Annotated in this window: 18 protein-coding genes and 1 pseudogene; 4 read left to right on the plus strand and 15 right to left on the minus strand. The window is 34.4% G+C overall.

The genetic code is table 11. The annotated features are described in order from the left end of the window. Position 1: 1 nt before the first annotated feature. The 4 genes from THESIDRAFT1_RS05020 to argC are packed head-to-tail and all read right to left on the minus strand — an operon-like array spanning position 2 to position 4,365. Positions 2–1,186 carry an acetylornithine transaminase gene (locus tag THESIDRAFT1_RS05020; RefSeq protein WP_006569728.1) on the minus strand — a complete coding sequence of 395 codons (1,185 nt, stop codon included), beginning with the start codon at positions 1,184–1,186 and terminating at the stop codon, positions 2–4. Beyond that, on the minus strand, positions 1,173–2,072 hold the full coding sequence (argB, locus tag THESIDRAFT1_RS05025) for an acetylglutamate kinase (RefSeq protein ID WP_006569729.1): 900 nt from the start codon (positions 2,070–2,072) through the stop codon (positions 1,173–1,175). Before argB ends, THESIDRAFT1_RS05020 begins: the two co-directional genes overlap by 14 nt. After that, a complete protein-coding gene (argJ, locus tag THESIDRAFT1_RS05030) occupies positions 2,069–3,289 on the minus strand; it encodes a bifunctional glutamate N-acetyltransferase/amino-acid acetyltransferase ArgJ (RefSeq protein ID WP_006569730.1) in 1,221 nt (406 codons plus the stop codon). Before argJ ends, argB begins: the two co-directional genes overlap by 4 nt. 41 nt (positions 3,290–3,330) lie before the next feature. Further along, complete coding sequence (gene argC / locus THESIDRAFT1_RS05035) at positions 3,331–4,365, minus strand: N-acetyl-gamma-glutamyl-phosphate reductase (protein WP_003869687.1); 1,035 nt, start codon at positions 4,363–4,365, stop codon at positions 3,331–3,333. 361 nt (positions 4,366–4,726) lie between these two features. On the opposite strand from argC, the gene THESIDRAFT1_RS05040 reads away from it, so the two are divergent. From THESIDRAFT1_RS05040 to gltA, 3 genes are all read left to right on the plus strand, one after another. Further along, the gene (locus THESIDRAFT1_RS05040) at positions 4,727–5,785 is read left to right on the plus strand and encodes an NADP-dependent isopropanol dehydrogenase (RefSeq protein WP_003869686.1); all 1,059 of its coding nucleotides are present in this window, start codon (positions 4,727–4,729) and stop codon (positions 5,783–5,785) included. A gap of 194 nt (positions 5,786–5,979) precedes the next feature. Further along, positions 5,980–6,858 carry a sulfide/dihydroorotate dehydrogenase-like FAD/NAD-binding protein gene (locus THESIDRAFT1_RS05045; RefSeq protein ID WP_006569731.1) on the plus strand — a complete coding sequence of 293 codons (879 nt, stop codon included), beginning with the start codon at positions 5,980–5,982 and terminating at the stop codon, positions 6,856–6,858. Next, positions 6,845–8,245 carry an NADPH-dependent glutamate synthase gene (gene gltA, locus THESIDRAFT1_RS05050; RefSeq protein WP_003869684.1) on the plus strand — a complete coding sequence of 467 codons (1,401 nt, stop codon included), beginning with the start codon at positions 6,845–6,847 and terminating at the stop codon, positions 8,243–8,245. The genes THESIDRAFT1_RS05045 and gltA overlap by 14 nt, the downstream gene beginning before the upstream one ends. A 315-nt stretch (positions 8,246–8,560) precedes the next feature. On the opposite strand, the pseudogene THESIDRAFT1_RS05055 reads toward gltA, so the two are convergent. The 7 genes and pseudogenes from THESIDRAFT1_RS05055 to sigY form a co-directional block, all read right to left on the minus strand. After that, positions 8,561–9,406, minus strand: a pseudogene (locus THESIDRAFT1_RS05055) (helix-hairpin-helix domain-containing protein); the annotation flags it as partial. Positions 9,407–9,569: 163 nt separating this feature from the next. After that, positions 9,570–10,325 (minus strand): ABC transporter permease, encoded by a 756-nt coding sequence (locus THESIDRAFT1_RS05060; protein ID WP_006569733.1) that lies wholly within the window; start codon positions 10,323–10,325, stop codon positions 9,570–9,572. Continuing rightward, positions 10,312–11,238 (minus strand): ABC transporter ATP-binding protein, encoded by a 927-nt coding sequence (locus THESIDRAFT1_RS05065; protein ID WP_003869681.1) that lies wholly within the window; start codon positions 11,236–11,238, stop codon positions 10,312–10,314. The genes THESIDRAFT1_RS05060 and THESIDRAFT1_RS05065 overlap by 14 nt, the downstream gene beginning before the upstream one ends. Position 11,239: 1 nt before the next feature. Further along, on the minus strand, positions 11,240–11,446 hold the full coding sequence (locus THESIDRAFT1_RS05070) for a PLDc N-terminal domain-containing protein (protein ID WP_003868125.1): 207 nt from the start codon (positions 11,444–11,446) through the stop codon (positions 11,240–11,242). Between the two features lie 19 nt (positions 11,447–11,465). Beyond that, positions 11,466–11,798, minus strand: a complete 333-nt coding sequence (locus tag THESIDRAFT1_RS05075) for a zinc ribbon domain-containing protein (RefSeq protein WP_006569734.1) — start codon at positions 11,796–11,798, stop codon at positions 11,466–11,468. A 4-nt stretch (positions 11,799–11,802) separates the two neighbouring features. After that, positions 11,803–12,219: a zf-HC2 domain-containing protein gene (locus tag THESIDRAFT1_RS05080; RefSeq protein ID WP_006569735.1), complete on the minus strand. Its 417-nt coding sequence runs from the start codon at positions 12,217–12,219 to the stop codon at positions 11,803–11,805. After that, positions 12,216–12,746: an RNA polymerase sigma factor SigY gene (gene sigY / locus THESIDRAFT1_RS05085; RefSeq protein ID WP_003869679.1), complete on the minus strand. Its 531-nt coding sequence runs from the start codon at positions 12,744–12,746 to the stop codon at positions 12,216–12,218. Before sigY ends, THESIDRAFT1_RS05080 begins: the two co-directional genes overlap by 4 nt. 175 nt (positions 12,747–12,921) lie before the next feature. Between sigY and THESIDRAFT1_RS05090 the strand changes: the two genes are divergently transcribed. After that, a complete protein-coding gene (locus THESIDRAFT1_RS05090) occupies positions 12,922–13,500 on the plus strand; it encodes a YdcF family protein (RefSeq protein ID WP_003869678.1) in 579 nt (192 codons plus the stop codon). 155 nt (positions 13,501–13,655) lie between these two features. Here the strand turns inward: THESIDRAFT1_RS05090 and THESIDRAFT1_RS05095 are convergent, their stop codons facing one another. The 4 genes from THESIDRAFT1_RS05095 to THESIDRAFT1_RS05115 all read right to left on the minus strand — a co-directional run bounded on the left by THESIDRAFT1_RS05095 (position 13,656) and on the right by THESIDRAFT1_RS05115 (position 15,826). Then, on the minus strand, positions 13,656–14,060 hold the full coding sequence (locus tag THESIDRAFT1_RS05095; RefSeq protein WP_003869677.1) for a hypothetical protein: 405 nt from the start codon (positions 14,058–14,060) through the stop codon (positions 13,656–13,658). A gap of 16 nt (positions 14,061–14,076) precedes the next feature. Next, entirely contained in the window at positions 14,077–14,541 is a 465-nt protein-coding gene (locus tag THESIDRAFT1_RS05100; RefSeq protein ID WP_003869676.1) for a type II toxin-antitoxin system HicB family antitoxin, read from the minus strand. A 2-nt stretch (positions 14,542–14,543) separates the two neighbouring features. Continuing rightward, positions 14,544–14,810 carry a type II toxin-antitoxin system HicA family toxin gene (locus THESIDRAFT1_RS05105; RefSeq protein WP_003869675.1) on the minus strand — a complete coding sequence of 89 codons (267 nt, stop codon included), beginning with the start codon at positions 14,808–14,810 and terminating at the stop codon, positions 14,544–14,546. Positions 14,811–15,196: 386 nt separating this feature from the next. Then, positions 15,197–15,826, minus strand: a complete 630-nt coding sequence (locus tag THESIDRAFT1_RS05115; protein WP_003869674.1) for a hypothetical protein — start codon at positions 15,824–15,826, stop codon at positions 15,197–15,199. Positions 15,827–15,985: the final 159 nt, after the last annotated feature.

Genomic DNA, 15,985 nt, shown 5'->3' on the forward strand with positions numbered 1-15,985 from the left:
ACTAAAACCCCATTTCACAAAATACATCCTCCAGTATTATTATCGCCGTATCTATTTCCTCTTCTGTCACAGTAAGAGGAGGAACAAACCTCAAGACATTGTGGCTGATACAATTTATGAGTAAGCCTTTTTCCATTGCTTTTGTCACAATATCTCCAGCTTCCTCTAGATTCATCTCACAACCTATCATAAGTCCTTTTCCTCTTATTTCTTTAATAACACTGTGCTTTTCTTTCAAATTTTTAAGCTTTTCTTTAAAGTACTCTCCTTTTTTAACAATACTCTCTAAAAATCCGGTTTTTGTTATCTCATTCATAACCGCAATTCCTGCAGCACAAGCTAGGGGACTTCCGCCAAATGTGGAAGCATGGTCTCCCGGTTGAAAAACAGCTTTATCCTCTTTTGCGACAATTGCTCCTATTGGGAATCCTCCTCCCAATCCCTTTGCCAAAGTCATAATGTCAGGAGTTATGCCGTAATGTTCATATCCAAAAAGTTTTCCCGTCCTTCCTATACCTGTCTGAACTTCGTCTATTATAAAGAGAATGTCATTTTCATCACATATTTCTCTTGCTGCCTTTATATACTCCGGTGTAGCTTCATGGATACCGCCTTCACCTTGCACTACTTCCAGCATAATTGCACATACTTCATCATCAATTGCTTCATAAAGAGCGTCAATATCATTAAAAGGTACATATTTAAAACCAGAAAGAAGTGGGCCAAAACCTTTGTGATATTTCTCTTGACCTGTCGCAGTAAGTGCCCCAAAAGTTCTTCCATGAAAAGAATTTTGGGCAGATATAACTTTGTACCTTTTACTACCGTATTTTAATGAGGCATATTTTCTGGCAAGTTTTATTGCGCCTTCATTTGCTTCTGCACCACTATTTACAAAAAATACCTTGTCCCCAAAGGAGTTTTCCGCGATTGTCTTTGCAAGTTGTATCTGATTCTCATTCCAATAAAGATTAGAACAGTGTATAAGTTTTTCGGATTGGTTCTTTATAGCATCAACTAATGCCGGATGACAATGCCCCAGTGAATTTACTGCAATGCCTGCAACAAAATCGAGATAAACATTCCCTTTGTCATCCCACACTTTTGTCCCTTTTCCCTCTACCAGGGTAATAGGGTATCTGCTGTAAGTATTCATTAGATATTTCTTATCCTCAGAGGTTATCATCGTCAAAACATTCCTTTCCTATCATAGTACCTATTCCTTCATCAGTAAAAATTTCAAGAAGCAATGAATGTGTAAGCCTTCCGTCAATGATGTGAGCTCTTTTCACGCCATTTTCAACAGCTTTTATGCAACATTCAAGTTTTGGTATCATTCCACCGTTTATGCGTCCCGAATTCATAAATTCTTTTGCATGCTCTAAGTCCATTCGGGATATTAGGCTACTTTTATCATTTATATTTGATAGAATTCCTTCGACATCTGTAAGTAAAATTAGTTTTTCAGCCTTTAATGCTTCTGCGATTTTTCCTGCTGCAGTATCCGCATTTACATTGTATGTTTTGCCGTCATCTCCGAAAGATGTCGGTGCAATAACAGGTATATAGCCTTTTTCCAGCATCATCGTTATTACATCTATGTTTACATCTACAATTTTTCCTACGTATCCTATGTCGCCGTTTGAGGTATCTTTTTCCGCCTTTAAAAGTCTCCCATCTTTCCCGCTTACGCCAATCGCCTGGCCCCCTAGTTCATTGATCAAGGATACAATTTCTTTGTTGATACGACCTGTCAGCACCATTTCAACAATTTCCATAGTGGCTTCGTCAGTAACCCGCAGTCCATTTGCAAATTTTGACTCTATCCCTAACTTTTCTAGCATCTTATTTATTTCTGGTCCACCGCCATGTACAACTACGGGGTTTAATCCTACAAATTTCATCAATACAATGTCCTGCATTACCATTCTTTTTAAATTGCAGTCTAACATTGCACTTCCACCGTATTTTATTACAACTGTCTTGCCGGAGAACTTTTTAATATAAGGGAGTGCTTCTATTAAAACATGGGCTTTTGCGATTTCGTCACCATATTTTTGCTTTCTAATCATGTTCTATAACTCCCGTTAATTTTTACATAGTCATAGCTTAAGTCGCACCCCCAAGAAGTCGCACTATATTCCCCGGCCTTCATATCTACGGTTACAGTAATCTCTTTTTCTTTTAAAATTTCTTTGGCTAAAGCCTCATCAAAAAAGATGTAACCTCCGTTTTCACAAACTTTAATTTCTCCTTTCATGCTTTTTAAATATATGTCAACTCTACTTGCGTCAAAATCTGCTCCTGAATATCCCACTGCCGCGAGAATCCTTCCCCAGTTGGCATCTTCACCGAATATAGCTGTCTTTACAAGATTTGAGTTTACGATAGACTTTGCAGCTAATCTTGCATCTTTTTCAGTTTTTGCATTTATTACATTTACTTCCATGAACTTAGTTGCTCCTTCCCCATCCTTCACAATAAGTTTTGCAAGAGTTTTATTCACATACTCTAAGGCTTTATAAAACACATCAAACTCATGAGTCCCTTCTTCTATTATTTTGTTTTGCGCTTCCCCATTTGCAAGTATTACCGCTGTATCATTTGTGCTCATATCTCCATCAACAGAAATCATGTTATAAGTTTTGTCTACAGTTTCTTTAAAAGCTTTGTTTAATGCAACTTTAGTTATACTCGCATCTGTAAGTATAAAAGAAAGCATTGTCGCCATATTTGGATGTATCATACCTGACCCTTTTGCAAACCCTGTCATTGTAACAATTTTACCTTCTATTACAAACTTGGCTGTCACACCTTTTAAAAAAGTATCTGTTGTCATTATAGCTTCAGCCGCTTGGTACCCACCCTCTGTTGAAAGATTTTCTGCCGCAGCCTCAATCCCTTTTAAAACTTTTTCCATAGGAAGAGGTGCACCAATAACCCCTGTAGAACATACCAGCACATTTTCTTCATCTATTTTAAGAAGTTGTGACACTTTTTTGGCCATGTTAACAGCATCCTCAAAACCTTTTTCTCCTGTGCAGGCATTGGCATTGCCACTGTTTATAATGATCGCCTGTGCTATACCTTTTTCTATTCTTTTCATATCAAGAAGGACTGGCGCTGCTTTAACCTTATTCGTTGTAAATACAGCCGCTGCATTTGCCACTTTTTCTGAATATATGAGTGCGACATCTTTTTTGCTTTTTTTAATTCCTGCAAAGATACCCGAAGCCAAAAAGCCTTTCGGCAGTTCAATACTTCCTCCTAAAATCTCCAACTCTTCCATTATCAAATCCTCCAAATCCCTTTTTTTGTTTGTGTTTTTATCTACGGATATATTGGAACTATATCAAGTCCAGTATTTTCATCTATTCCAAACATAATATTCATATTTTGCACTGCCTGGCCTGACGCCCCTTTAACGAGATTATCAATTGCAGACATCACTATTAAAGTATTAGTATGTTTATCAACTTCAAACCCTATGTGACAAAAATTCGACCCATAAACATTTTTTGTTGCAGGGTAATCGCCAGGTTGTAACACTTTTACAAAATACTCATTTTTATAAAAATCGGTGTAAATATTATAAACAGTGTTTACATCCATATCTTTTTTTAGTTTGCAGTACATAGTACTTAAAATTCCTCTTGTCATTGGCGTAAGGTGGGGAGTAAACACAACAGACACTTTTTCACCAAAAACTTTTGAAAGCTCTTGCTCCATCTCTGGGATATGTCTATGCTTTGCAACATTATACGCTTTTATGTTTTCATTGCATTCTGCATACATATTGTTATGGGAGGGATTGTGACCTGCCCCTGATACGCCTGACTTTGAATCAACAATTACATTCCCCTCTATTATGCCATTTTTCAAAAGAGGCATAAGCCCTAATATAACGCTTGTAGGATAACATCCAGGATTTCCTACAACTTGAGCCTCTTTTATAGTATCTCTGTAAACTTCCGGAAGACCATATACCCTTTTAATACCTTCATAATTTTCATAATCTCCACCATACCATTCTTTATAGACAGAGTAATCGTCAAATCTAAAGTCAGCTCCTAAGTCAATCACCTTTACTCCTTTTTTTACAGCTTCTCTGGCGATTTTTGAAGCATGACCTGAAGGCAAAGCCGTAAATATGACATCGCATTCTGACATTGCCTTTTCTAGGCTTAACTCTTCCAACTCTTTGTCGCAAAAACCAATGAGGGATGAATAAACATCCGAAATTGCTTTGGTATTATAACTTTGAGAAGAAAGATATTTTATCTCTACTTTTTCATGCTTTGAGAGAATTCTTATAAGTTCGACTCCTGTATAACCCGTTGCCCCAAATATTCCTACTCTCACCATTTAAAGTGCCTCCCTCTTTTACATCCCCTGTCATTTATTAATATATATACGCTTTGATTTATATTTATGCATAAAGTGTTAAAAAAATATTTTTTAATGCATAAATACAATATTTAATTTATAATTATACAACTTTTATTTTACATTATACCACCATAAAAAATTTTTTCAAGAGTTTTTCATAAAAAATTTCGTTAAATTATTTCGCAAAAATAAAAAATAATGATTGACAAATTCCTAACGATGTGTTATATTATAAATTGTATACTGTATACAATTATAAAATAAATTATTAATAATTAACGGGTTAGCTAGTATTCACATTAATAACTTTCCCAGTATTTCAGGAGGTGTCTTAATAATGAAAGGTTTTGCAATGCTCAGTATCGGTAAAGTCGGTTGGATTGAAAAAGAAAAGCCTACTCCCGGCCCTTTTGACGCTATCGTAAGACCTCTAGCTGTGGCCCCTTGCACTTCGGACGTTCATACCGTTTTTGAAGGTGCTATTGGCGAAAGACATAACATGATACTCGGTCACGAAGCTGTAGGTGAAGTAGTTGAAGTAGGTAGTGAGGTAAAAGATTTTAAACCTGGTGATCGCGTTGTTGTACCAGCTATTACCCCTGATTGGCGAACCTCTGAAGTACAAAGAGGATATCACCAACACTCTGGTGGAATGCTGGCAGGCTGGAAATTTTCGAATATAAAAGATGGTGTTTTTGGTGAATTTTTTCATGTGAACGATGCTGATATGAATTTAGCACATCTGCCTAAGGAAATTCCATTGGAAGCTGCAGTTATGATTCCCGATATGATGACTACTGGCTTTCACGGAGCCGAACTGGCAGAAATAGAATTAGGTGCAACGGTAGCGGTTTTGGGTATTGGTCCAGTAGGTCTTATGGCAGTCGCTGGTGCCAAATTGCGGGGTGCTGGAAGAATTATTGCAGTAGGCAGTAGACCTGTTTGTGTAGATGCTGCAAAATACTATGGAGCTACTGATATTGTAAACTATAAAAATGGTCCTATCGAAAGCCAGATTATGGATTTAACGGAAGGCAAAGGTGTTGATGCTGCCATCATCGCTGGAGGAAATGCTGACATTATGGCTACAGCAGTTAAGATTGTTAAACCAGGCGGCACCATCGCTAATGTAAATTATTTTGGCGAAGGAGATGTTCTGCCTGTTCCTCGTCTTGAATGGGGTTGCGGCATGGCTCATAAAGCTATAAAAGGCGGTTTATGCCCTGGTGGACGTCTAAGAATGGAAAGACTGATTGACCTTGTTTTTTATAAGCGTGTCGATCCTTCCAAACTCGTCACTCATGTTTTTCAAGGATTTGATAATATTGAAAAAGCTCTAATGCTGATGAAAGATAAACCAAAAGACCTAATCAAACCTGTTGTGATATTAACATAAAAATGGGGACTTAAACCCCCATTTTTATGTTGATAAAGCTAAATACAACGGTTTTTTTTTGTGACACATCGGCCTTTTGTTAAAAAATAACAATAAATAGTTATTTTCGTAACATTTTTATTGTCATTAATACTAATAATATCTTCGAAAGTGATAAAATATTGCTGAAATCTTAATAGAAGAGGAGGATTATCATGTTCAAAATTTTAGAAAAAAGAGAATTGGCACCTTCCATCAAGTTGTTTGTAATAGAGGCACCACTAGTGGCTAAAAAAGCAAGGCCAGGCCAATTCGTTATACTAAGGATAAAAGAAGGAGGAGAGCGGATTCCCCTTACTATTGCGGACTACGATGCCCAGAATGGCACTGTTACAATAGTATTCCAAGAGGTAGGTAAAACCACCCGTGAGCTGGGGACTTTGGAAGCGGGAGACTATATAGAGGACTTTGTTGGCCCATTAGGAGTTCCAGTGGAGTTTCCTAATCACAAAAAAGTTTTAGGAATAGGCGGAGGCCTTGGTATTGCTCCACTTTATCCTAAACTCAAAATGCTTCATCAGCAGGGGGTAGAAGTAGTTTCTATTATAGGTGCTAGGACAGCTGAATTGCTAATCTTAGAAGAAGAGATAAAAGCTGTAAGTGACAGGATGTACGTGTGCACCGACGATGGCTCAAAAGGCCGCCATGGGTTTGTCACAGTAGTACTTAAAGAGCTTTTAGAACAAGGTGAAAAATTTGATGAGATTATTATCATAGGTCCCCCGATTTTGATGAAAATAGGAAGCGAAATTACCAAGCCTTATGGCATACCCACTATGGTGAGCCTTAATCCCATAATGGTAGACGGCACAGGCATGTGCGGTGGGTGTCGTGTCACCGTAGACGGAGAAATCAAATTTGCTTGCGTTGATGGTCCGGCTTTCGACGGCCATAAAGTAGATTTCGATGAACTAATAAAAAGATTGGCCACTTATAAGGAGGAAGAAAAAATTTCCCTCGAAAGATTTAATGAAGCTCATGAATGCAAATTAATCAACAAAATAGAAGGAGCTGATAAAGATGCCGTTAAATAGAAGCAAAAAGAAAACACCCATGCCTACCCAAAAGCCTGAAGTCCGCAGGCGTAATTTTAACGAAGTAGCTTTGGGCTATTCGGAAGAAGAGGCAGTTAGTGAAGCCCAGAGGTGCCTTCAGTGTAAAAAACCAGGATGTGTTGAAGGGTGCCCCGTTCAGGTACAAATTCCCCAGTTTATAAAACGTATTGCAGAAAGAGATTTTGAAGGAGCTATAAAGATTATAAAAGAAACCAACAGCTTGCCCGCCATATGTGGCAGAGTCTGTCCACAAGAAGCACAATGCGAGAAAAACTGTGTTTTGGGCAAAGTAGGTGAACCTGTGGCCATAGGTCGCCTAGAACGGTTTGCAGCAGACTGGGAGAGAACAAAAGGTATCCGTCCCCCGGTAATTCCTAAAAAGCTTGGTAAAAAAGTGGCCATCATCGGTTCCGGGCCCGCCGGTCTCACCTGTGCAGGAGATTTGGCTAAACTCGGCTATGATGTAACGATCTTTGAAGCTCTTCACAAACCCGGCGGCGTACTGGTATACGGTATTCCTGAATTCAGGCTACCGAAAATTATAGTGGAACAAGAAGTAAAGTTTATACAACAGCTGGGCGTAGAAATTAAAACCAACATGGTTATGGGCAAAGTTCTGACGATAGACGACCTTTTTGAAATGGGGTATGAGGCTGTCTTTATCAGCACCGGAGCTGGCCTCCCGAAATTTATGGGCATCCCTGGTGAAAACTACCTTGGCGTGTATTCAGCCAACGAGTTTCTAACCAGAATAAACCTGATGAAAGCCTATTCTTTTCCCAACACTGACACCCCCATAAAGGTAGGCAAAAAAGTAGCAGTAATAGGGGGTGGCAATGTAGCTATGGATGCAGCCAGGTCTGCTCTAAGAATGGGAGCTGACGAAGTTCATATTGTGTATCGCCGTTCTGAAGAAGAAATGCCCGCAAGAAAAGAAGAATTCGAGAACGCTAAAGAGGAAAGTATTATATTTGATTTCCTCACAAATCCAGTGAGAATAATAGGTAACGAAAATGGTTGGGTCAAAGGTATTGAGTGTATCCGCATGGAACTTGGAGAACCTGACGCTTCGGGTCGTCGTCGTCCAGTTCCTATAACGGGTTCTGAATTTATTATGGATGTTGATACGGTAGTAATCGCCATAGGTACTGGCCCTAATCCCCTCCTCACAAAGACCACTGAAGGCTTAGAACTTACAAAACACGGTTATATCGCTGTCGATGAAGAGGGAAGAACTTCCAGAGAAGGGGTATGGGCTGGAGGCGATATTGTAACGGGTTCAGCTACTGTAATTTTGGCCATGGGTGCCGGAAAAAAAGCAGCTCGCTCCATCCATGAATACTTACAAAACAAAAAATGGCGGTAAACATCTTTCGGTAAACTAAAGAGACGATAGCAAGTCGGTGCTGTGGAAGGACATACATCCAGCTATCGTCTCTTTTATTTATGAATTTATCGTTTTGCCTGCTCATTTATTTCCTGTTCAGCAATCGTTTTTAAAATTTTGTTGCTTGCATCTATTAATAAAAACTACCTTCTATTTTGCATCTTTCAAAAGCAAAAAGCCGCCTTTAGGCTAACTCATTATTCCTTTACTACCCATTGATTTATTCATCTCACTTCAATTGGAATAATTTGTAGATTTCATGAACTTCATAAGTGTTTATTACATCTTTTGCCTACCGTATTCGTTCATTTTGATACCCATTTGCTTCGCCCTATGCCTCATTGCAGTATTGTGCTCTTTGCTGCCTGTAAAGTGGTGAAGTGCATAAGGGAATTCTTTTTCCGTTACAACTCTTAAATCTGCATTTATACCTGACTTTAAAATGACACTGGTTTTTGTATCTCCTTTTGCTATAACTTCCTTTACCCCTGGATAATTTACAAAGGCTTCCATAACTTTTGAGGAATCTGATGCCGCAGCCAAAATATCAATATCTTTTACTATCTCTTTTTTCCTTCGTAAACTACCTGCAATTTTCGTCACTAATGCAGTTTTAGTCATATCTAAATATTCCTTTAATTTAAGCGCTTCTGTGTAAGCTTCTGGATATAAATGCTGACCGCTGAATTGCTTTACAAACTGTATCCCTTCCAAAATTTTCTTTTGAGTTTTTTCCCAAAAACCCGCAAGATCTATCAATCTATTTTCTATACAAGCATATTCCAACTCTCTAATTGTGGTAATATTTAATTTTTCGTATATAGTCTTTATCTTTTTGGGACCAAGACCGGGAATTTTAAGCATTTCAACAAGCCCTTCAGGAATAGAGGCTTTTAAATCCTCATAATATTTCATTTTACCTGTTAAAACTAGCTCCGTAATCTTTTTATTAATTGCCTCCCCTATCCCTTTTATGTCTTTTAATCTATCCTCTTTAACAAGGATTTCTATATCTTCATCTAATAATTCTATTGTCCTCGCAGCATTATAATAAGCTCTCGACTTAAAAGGATTTTCCCCTTTAAGCTCCAGCAATAACCCTATATCGTTTAAAATATTCGCAATCTCCTTTTTATGCATTTTATACTTCCCTTTAGCACACAAAATCTTTAGTACATTATACCACAGAAAAAATAAAAAAGAGAGGATTAAATATAACCTCTCTTTATAAAAGACAAGGGGACGGTTCTTTTGTCTTATTTCAATATGAAACAAAAAAACCGTCTCCTTGTTCGGGAAAAAGTTATATTATTTCAATTTTGTTCATTATTTTCATTGTAAATATGGACAATATTATGCAATATAGCATTGCCGATATAATTGTAGTTAAAATATTTTCTGTACTAAAGGAATTCGCAAGTGAAATTAAGTTGTAGGGAATAAATTTAGCTATTTTATCAATATTTACTAATATTGATGAGACTATATGAAGTATTAATACTAATAATGCAGCTATTATACCTTTTTTCAAAATGCTACTCAAAAATATAAGCAATGTTATTATGAAAATATAATAAATTGACATTAAGATAGATGATATTAATATTTTATTGAAAGCTATGACGTTGTTATGGAAAAGTGTTGTTGCGTAATAGTAACTAATAGCAAATCCAGTTATTATGAAAATTGACAAAGTAACGGAATAATGAAGTATTTTTGATATAACAATAGCTGAAAGGTTAGCACCTTTAGAATAAGGGAATACTAATTTTTGTGAAGACACTTCTTCACTTAGGGTTCCCATGAGTGTTAAAAGCACTATCAGTAATGATATTTGATTTAAATCCTTTATATAATTTTGTACTGCAGATTTCATATCAATTTGTATTAAAGAAGCTAAATCACCATTTATCTCATTTTTAAGCATTTCTGGAAGCAATTTAAGGATTATAGGATCAAGTATAGCAAATAGAACAATGCCAATTAGAAGTATTAGATATTTGTAATGCCTCCACGATTCTATTATTTCCTTTTTCAGATATGCTTTAAAGGTGTTCATTTTGCTTCACCATCCTTATAAATATGTCCTCTAGAGTATTTTCTCTTCTTTGCAGTGATATAACAGGTATACTAAGTTTTGATATTTCATTGAGGATATTCTTTTTTGCTGCTTCAATGTCATTTACGTAAATACTTATAATATCATTCTCTATTTTAATATCATCAATCCATTTTACATTATTAAGTTTTTCTTCAGCATTGGTAGGTAAATTTTCAAAGACAATATCATACACAGGCTGAATATATTTTTGCTTTAATTCTTTTAATCTTCCTGAAAAGATAATTTTACCTTTATCAAGTATGCCAACATAGTCGCAAACTCTCTCAGCATCACTTAATATATGGGTAGATAAGAATATGGTTTTTCCATTTTTCTTCATTTCCAAGATTTGATTAAGTATATCATATCTGCTTTCTGGATCTAAGGCAGATGTAGGTTCATCTAAAAAAATTATTTCAGGGTTATCTAAAAGAGCCACCGCCAGTCCTAATTTTTGCTTCATTCCTCTTGAATAACCTTGTATTTTTTTGTTGGCGGCTTCTTTTAATTTAACTGTATTAAGGAGTTCTTCCACTTCTGTTCTAACTTTTTGATGAGGAATACCTCTTATTTTACTTATAAAATACAGGTATTCGCTACCAGTCATGTAGTTATAAAAAGTAGGATTTTCAGGAAGGTATCCTATTTCGTTAATTAGTTTCCTATTATTTCTATTTAACATTTTACCATTGATATATATTTCTCCCTCATCATAATCAATAAGCCCTGTTAAAATATTCATTGTGGTAGTTTTGCCAGCACCATTTCGCCCTAATAAGCCGTAAATATTTCCTTTTTCAACTTCAAAACTTATCCCTTTTAAAACTTCATATTTACCGTATTTTTTTGTTAGATTAAAAGCTTTTATCATGTTATTCTCTCTCCCTGCCTATAGTTAAAAATATCAAGCAACCTAATATTTCTCCAAAGATTATAATTAAAAACCATGCCCATTTTGGAAGATATTTAACTTTGTCTTTTGAAAGTCTGTAAATTGAAAATACAGTAAGTCCTAACTGGATTATAGCTAAAGGAAGAAGTAGTTTTATTAATTCAGGATTGCTTAATTTATCAATCATTAATTTAGACCTCCTCAGATTATTTTAATTTTGTTGAACATTCAGGACAGTATTTCCAATCATCTTTTATTTCAGCTCCACATTTTGGACATGTTTTCTTTAAAGAAATACCACAATAAGGACAGAATTTGTAATCATTTCTTACTGTTTTCCCACAATTAGGGCATTTAAGATATCCATACCTTGTTACAAAAAGGTATATGATTAAAGAGGTAGGTATATTTAGGAGTCCAAAAATCCCCCATGCCCAGTAGTATTTTTCACCACGTTTTTTTGCATCCATAAAAATCCATAAAGCTTGAAGAAATAATAGGGGTATTACAATTATTAAAATTAATGTGTTTTTGGACATTTTATCATCTCCTTGAAGTCTTTAATTTGTAAAAGGGTATTAAGATTAATGGCAGATTGAAATAAAGGAAAATTTGCGTGTATAGGAGCAACCTAACATCCAAATTTGCCATAAATAATACTGATGATATTAAGAAAATTATTGATGTGGTTATAAAAATAAGCAATTCAAGTCTATCTTTTCGTTTATTTCTTATTTGCTCTGCCTTTTCTATAATTTCTGCGATATTTACTTGCAAGTCTGACATATCAATTTTAACATCTAAGGTATCCATGTAATTTAATGTTAGTTTTAAATTTTTTTTGAATGTATAACAGTCACTGCAATTTTCAATATGTGAAATTACTTCTGTATTGTCACTAAGTTCATTGTAGTGAATATCAATTATTTTGTCTTGTATTTTTTTACATTCTCTTTTCACAATATACCCCTTCTTCCCATTTCTGACATTATTTCTTTTATAGCATTGTGTAAACGTGACCGTACTGTGCCAACAGGGCAGTCCATTATTTTCGCAATTTCTTGGTATTTATATCCATAATAGTGTTTTAAAATGAATACTGCTCTTTTCTCATAAGGCAGTTTCATTAAAATATTCATTAGTTCGCTGTATTGAATATTTGTCATAGCGGTCTCTTCTACATCTTCTTCAGTATTTGAAAATATTTCTTCTACAAGTTCAATATTTTTGTGTTTTCTTAAATAATCTTTAAATGTATTAGTTGCGATTTTTAAAAGCCATGTTGAGAACTTGACTTCAGGAGTAAAATTTTTAATATTTAAAATAGCTTTGAGCATTGTTTCCTGTACTATATCCTGGGCAAGCATCGGATTACCTGTCATTTTAATGCAATATCCTAATAAAGTATTATAGTTTTGGGAGAGTAACTCATTTAGAGCATATTTATTACCATTTTTTGCTTTATATATTAGTTCTTTCTCTTCCATCACCTGCCCACCCTTCTACAAATTAAACGCGTGACTAAGTAAAAAGTTCATAATTTTATTTTATCAAAAACTGGTTATTTATAAGTGTATTGTGAAGAATTGTTTTAGTAATAGGATATATGTTGTATAATGATATAAAGGGTTTTATTATAATAATTTTCTGGAGGAAAGTTTAATGAAATTATTATTGAGGTTTATAGGGATTTTAATAGTAATTTTTGTTACAGTGGTAATAACATTAGAATATCAGATAATTTCTTTTGCACTTTATGAAAAACCAAAAAAATCTGATGTGATAATAGTTTTAGGCTGTGCAGTATATGGAAAGACGCCAAGTCCTTTTTTCAAAGAAAGGCTTGATGAGGCTTTGAGACTTTATAAAGAAGGGTATGGTAAGTATATAATAGTATCTGGAGGGAAAGGTCCTGGAGAGAATATTTCGGAAGCTGAGGCAGGGAAAGAATATCTTTTAAAAAATGGCATACCTGAAAAGATTATTTTAACTGATGATAAATCTTTTTCTACATATGAGAATTTACTTTTTTCCAAGGAAATTATGGATAAAAATTCATTAAAAACAGCAATAATTATTTCAAATAAATTTCATTTAAAAAGGGCAAGTGTAATAGCAAAGCGTATTGATATAAATGCGAGTTTTTCAGGAGTTTTTATAAAAAGATATATGTTAAGTGATGAAGCTTATGGTTTTTTACGTGAAATACCTGCACTTTTATATACATATTTAAAGGAATGAGGAATATGGTTGTCTCTTATTGCAAATACTATGCAAGCAAAATTAACCGCAATAGCGGCGTAAAAACAGGGCTTTTTCACCAATTTCGGACGGTTCTTTTGTCTGCAGACAAAAGAACCGTCCCCTTGTCTATTGTCTACTTGTCTATAACATTTTTATTCTTTCAACTCGACTATTGGAGGGAAAATATATGGCTTACCAAACATTTTATCAGTAATAAAACTAACAATAAAGCTCATTTCACTAGCCATAAAATTCAAAAGGTCTGAAATATTTTCTTTAATTTTGTCTTCTGTAATTACTTCACTAAAATGAAAAGTACCAATCAATTCGATCTTAATATTAAATATCTTTTGTGGATCAAATCCTATTTCTGCACTCAACTTGATTTCAGCTTCATTGTTGTTAATACCTATAATTTCATAATCAAATTTTTCTTTTAATTTTACGCCTTTTCCATCTGATATCATAGTATATGGCAGACTTTCAGCTATAATTCTATTAAGTTTAATGTTGCTTTTTTCTATCTTTTTAATAATATTTGTTCTCTTTTTAGGCATGATACCACCTTCATTATTAATTTACCAATTCTACATTATCTACCTTTTTCCATTTTCCTATTAACGACTCAATTATTATGTCATTAAATGCTGGTCTATAATCACTGCTTATATCTTTTTTTGCTCTTTTATAACCAATGGCAAATGAGAGTAGATTTTGAATTAAATTATTTAAACTTACCCCTTCCTCTTCAGCCATTTCTGAAAGTGTTTTGTGCATGCTCTTAGGAATTCTTAAAAGAAGTTTACCACTATGTTCGCTTTCTTCCCTATACTCTTCTTCTGGAGGAATTTTCTTTCCCTTTTCTTTGGCTGTTTTAATCCAACATTTTATTGCATCCTGAACATTTTTTAATGCGTCTTCTGGGGTTTCTCCATCACTTATACAACCATGCAATCTTGGTACAATAGCCAAATAACCACCTCCATCTTCTTCAGAAAGCTTAACAATTTCAACTCTGTAGTTTAACTCATTTGGCATTATTATTCCTCCTCATCTTCAAATTTAACATCAAGCAATTCAATAAGCTTCAAAGCCTTTTTTACATAAACCGCCTTAATGTGAGGCCTTCCTTTTGGAATAGTTAATATGTCTTCTAGGTCAGCATGAGAATAAGTTATATGACTTGAACCACTTCCTGGCTCTCGAGCTTCAAATCCAAAATATTTTAAAATTTTATCTATTTCTTCGAATCTAACATTTTTAGGATTTTCTTTTATTTTTTTATACAGTTTTTTAATCTGGCTCATGAAAATCCTCCGTAATATTAAATATAGCCATAATAAATTGCTTTATTCATTTAGTACTATATATGATATCATTTTTTATGTATCAATTCAATAACCTTAAACACTTTTGGTAATATAAAGTTTTTGTAGCAGATATAGTTTTAGATAAACTTACCATTGAAAAATTTTAACATCATTTTCCTAATGGTTAAGAGTTTCATTACCGAACGGTAAGCATCTAATATTTCCCCTTTTTAATTTTATTGATAAGCTTTTGTTGAGTAGCATTGTCTATTCCTAATAGTGGCCAATATTTTTTTGCAAATTCCTCTGAGGGCTTTCTTTTATTAAAAAAGCCCTCACTTGTTCTATATACCACAATAGAATAGGGAGTAAAGTCATATTTTTTAATACAAACTATAACGATACCCCAAATCAATATTTTTTCTTATAAATTCATAGTTTTTTTTCAAAAAAAGCGAATTTATATCTCTATATACCCTATTTTTAACAATAGTAACTGTGCCACCCGTTTCTATTTCTGTAGTAGGAAAATTCCCCGTTGTAGAAATAGTAACTACATGCTGATTTTCTATATACCAACCACTTCGCGACATTATATCCCAATACTTACCTACTACTTTGCCAATTTCTTTATTCCCATTTTCTTCTTGGGTTTCAAAAATTGTATACAATCGCAGAATTCCAAAATCATTTTCTTTTTCACGATATACTATATATTGGCTCCTACCATTATCCAAAGATTTGATTTCTTCACCATAGGCATCTAATAGCTTTCCTGTTTTTTTATCTATAACTTCAATTCTATCATCACCTATTTTTAACATCTTCACTTGAGAAAAGTCGTAAGATAAGCCTATATACCCGCCATTCAATTTCACTCTTCCAAATATGTCTGGAGTTACAACTATTTTTTCTCTACTAGATTTTTCGGATAATGAAAATTTTGCAAAAAGGATCATAGCCGAAGCTAAAATGGCAACCAAGACCAATAAAAATATTACTCTTTTTTTCATCTAATTCCCCCTTTGATTAGATCCTTTAAAAGAAGGCAAATACTCAGTAAATTACAGGTATCTATTAGCTCTTATAATTCCACTGGTAGTTATAATGATTTTGTATCCCATGGCACCATTTTACTTTAATTCTATTATTATGTCAAATTACTTCCTTAA

The organism is Thermoanaerobacter siderophilus SR4, assembly GCF_000262445.1.
Taxonomy (GTDB): Bacteria; Bacillota; Thermoanaerobacteria; order Thermoanaerobacterales; family Thermoanaerobacteraceae; genus Thermoanaerobacter; species Thermoanaerobacter ethanolicus.